Below are 2,404 nucleotides of genomic sequence, written 5' to 3' on the forward strand. Positions count from 1 at the left end.
GTACGAGGCGGCCGGCACGGCCGCGACGCCGCCGACGGGCACGAGCGAGAGCACCGCCGCGACCGCCGCCATCCTCGAGGCGTAGGCGAGTGCCGGCACATCGCAGCCTTCGAGCGACGCGATCGCCTCTTCGAGCCCGTCCCACGTCGGGTTCGACATCCGCGCGTACATGCGCTCCCCCGGCTGCGGACTGCCCGAGCCGACGAAGGTCGAGCTCAGCGAGATCGGCGGGTTGAGGGGCGCATCGGGTGACGGATCCGGCCGCCCGAGGGCGACGACCGCGGTGCTCGGATGAAGGGTGCCGGTGTGCTGGTGCATGCTCCAAGCGTAGACCCGCGGGCCGCTCAGAACGGCAGCAGCGGATCGATCGCGATGGCGAGCGAGAGGACCGAGAGGTAGGTGATCGATCCGTGGAAGACCCGCATCGGGCTGCCCTCGCGGCCGCGGATGGCATGGCTGTAGAGCCGGTGCGCCTCGACGATGAAGTAGGCGCCCGAGACGACCGCGGCGACGATGTAGACCCAGCCCATGCCGGCGACCGGGATGAGCAGCAGGCTCGAGACGACGGTGGCCCACGCGTAGAGGATGACCTGGAGCCCGACGGTCGTGCGGCCGCGCACGACGCCGAGCATCGGCACGCCGGCGGCGGCGTAGTCCTCGCGGTAGCGCATCGAGAGCGGCCAGTAGTGCGCAGGGGTCCAGAGGAAGATGACCAGGAAGAAGACCCAGGCCGGCCAGTCGAGGCCGCCGGTCACCGCGGCCCAGCCGATAAGGACCGGGAAGCAGCCCGCGATTCCGCCCCAGATGATGTTCTGCTCGCTGCGGCCCTTGAGCCAGATCGTGTACACGACGACGTAGGTGAAGATCGCGGCGAAGCCGAGCAGCGCGGCGAGCCAGTTGGTCGTGATCCACAGCCAGGCGATCGATACGGCCCCGAGCACCCAGGCGAAGATCAGGGCGTTCCGGTCCGAGATCTCGCCGGTGACGAGCGGCCTGTTCTCCGTGCGCTTCATCAGGCGATCGGCCTCGCGGTCGATGTAGCAGTTGAAGGCGCCGGCCGAGCCGGCGCTGGCCGCACCGCCGATCAGGGTGGCGAGCACGAGCCAGAGGTTGGGCAGGCCGCGTTCCGCGAGGATCATGGCCGGAACCGTGACCACGAGCAGCAGCTCCATGACACGCGGTTTCGTGAGTGCGACATATGCGGCGATGGTGCGTCTTGCCCCGATGCCTGGGGTCTTCGACTCGGCGATGCGGGCGGTCTCGGTCGGGCTTGTCACCCCTTCATCGTACTCGCTCGCGCGGTAGGCTGGATGGCAGTGCGCACAGGCAGCGGCCTGCGCGCGGATCCGATGTGGAGAGGCTGGGCAGTGGCGAACGAACTGGATTGGAACGAGCTCGACGATCGAGCGGTCGACACGGCACGAGTGCTGGCGGCCGACGCGGTCGAGAAAGTCGGCAACGGCCATCCGGGTACCGCCATCAGTCTCGCCCCCGCCGCCTACCTGCTCTACCAGCGCGTCATGCGGCACGATCCGGCCGACACCGACTGGCTGGGCCGCGACCGCTTCATCCTCTCGGTGGGCCACAGCTCCCTCACCCAGTACGTGCAGCTGTACCTCGGCGGCTTCGGACTCGAGCTCTCCGACCTCGAAGCGCTGCGCACGTGGGGATCGAAGACTCCGGGGCACCCCGAGTACGGTCACACCGCCGGCGTCGAGATCACCACGGGCCCGCTCGGTCAGGGCCTCGCCTCGGCCGTCGGCTTCGCCTACGCGCAGCGGTACGAGCGCGGACTGTTCGATCCCGATGCCGCGCCCGGCACCAGCCCGTTCGATCACCGCGTCTACGTGCTGGCCGGCGACGGCGACCTGCAGGAGGGTGTGACGAGCGAGGCCGCCTCACTCGCGGGCCACCAGGAGCTCGGCAACCTGATCGCGATCTACGACGCGAATCAGATCTCGATCGAGGACGACACCGACATCTCGTACAGCGAGAACGTGCGCATGCGCTACGAGGCGTACGGCTGGCAGGTGCTCGAGGTCGACTGGCGCGGCGACGGCAGCGCGGACGGCTACACGGAGGATCTGCCCGCGCTCGATGCGGCGATCCGCGCGGCGCAGGACGAGACGGGCAAGCCGAGCCTCATCATCCTCAAGACCATCATCGGCTGGCCCTCGCCCGGCAAGCAGAACACGGGCGGCATCCACGGCTCGGCGCTCGGCGCCGACGAGCTCGCCGGGCTGAAGACGGCGCTGGGCTTCGACCCGTCGCAGCACTTCTCGGTCGCACCCGAGGTGATCGCGCACACGCGTGCGCTGCAGGATCGCGCCACGGCCGCCCGCACCGAGTGGGAGCGCGGATTCGAGGCCTGGGCCTCGGCGAACCCCGAGCGCAAGGCGCTGCT

General features: G+C 69.7%; 2 protein-coding genes and 1 pseudogene. 1 reads left to right on the forward strand and 2 read right to left on the reverse strand.

Annotation, left to right across the window (positions count from 1 at the left end):
* Both ACFPZL_RS12315 and ACFPZL_RS12320 read right to left on the reverse strand, forming a co-directional pair.
* The coding region (locus ACFPZL_RS12315; RefSeq protein WP_382335643.1) for a PLP-dependent transferase at nucleotides 1–318 on the reverse strand (318 nt) is incomplete at its 3' end.
* Nucleotides 319–344: 26 nt separating this feature from the next.
* The gene (locus ACFPZL_RS12320; protein ID WP_218116101.1) at nucleotides 345–1,250 is read right to left on the reverse strand and encodes a heme o synthase; all 906 of its coding nucleotides are present in this window, start codon (nucleotides 1,248–1,250) and stop codon (nucleotides 345–347) included.
* Nucleotides 1,251–1,367: 117 nt separating this feature from the next.
* Here ACFPZL_RS12320 and ACFPZL_RS12325 point away from each other — a divergent pair.
* Nucleotides 1,368–2,404: pseudogene (locus ACFPZL_RS12325) on the forward strand (transketolase); the annotation flags it as partial.

The sequence above is a fragment of the Leucobacter soli genome, assembly GCF_042659205.1.
In the GTDB taxonomy this organism is placed as follows: domain Bacteria; phylum Actinomycetota; class Actinomycetes; order Actinomycetales; family Microbacteriaceae; genus Leucobacter; species Leucobacter soli.